The organism is Rhodococcus sp. PSi06, from assembly GCF_054960675.1.
Window position 1 is genome coordinate 1 of sequence record NZ_JBHNYO010000033.1, and the last position, 728, is coordinate 728.

General features: G+C 65.0%; 1 protein-coding gene. It reads left to right on the forward strand.

What is annotated here, in order from left to right; all coding sequences use genetic code 11:
• On the forward strand, positions 1-728 hold a 728-nt coding region (locus tag ACFI9K_RS24905; RefSeq protein ID WP_462665982.1), incomplete at both ends, for a ferredoxin--NADP reductase domain-containing protein.

A 728-nucleotide genomic window follows, 5' to 3' on the forward strand; every position in this document is an offset into this window, starting at 1 on the left:
AAAGTCGCCGTCCTCGGAGTCGGCAACGTCGCCCTCGACGTCGCCCGCGTCCTCGCCAAAACCGGCGACGAACTGCTCCCCACCGAAATCCCCGCCAACGTCTACGACGGCCTCAAAGCCAACAAAGCGACCGAAGTGCACGTCTTCGGCCGCCGCGGACCCGCCCAAGCCAAGTTCACCCCGCTCGAGCTGCGCGAGCTCGATCATTCGCCGAACATCGAAGTCATCGTCGCCCCCGAAGACATCGACTACGACGAAGGCTCCGAACAAGCCCGCCGCAACTCCAAGCAGGTCGACATGGTCGCCAACACCCTGCAGGACTGGGCCATCCGCGACGTCGGCAACCGCCCCCACAAACTGTTCCTGCACTTCTTCGAATCCCCACACGAAGTCCTCGGCGAAGACGGCAAAGTCGTCGGACTACGCACCGAACGCACCGAACTCGACGGCACCGGCAACGTCCGCGGCACCGGCACATACAACGACTGGGACGTCCAGGCGGTCTACCGTGCCGTCGGCTACCTCAGCCAGAACATCAGTGCCCTCCCCTTCGACGAACAAGCCGGCACCATCCCCAACGAAGCCGGACGCGTCGTCGAGTCCCCGCACTCCACCACACCCGTCCCCGCCACGTACGTCACCGGCTGGATCAAACGCGGACCCGTCGGCCTCATCGGCCACACCAAAGGCGACGCCAACGAAACCGTCGCGAACCTGCTCGAAGACGC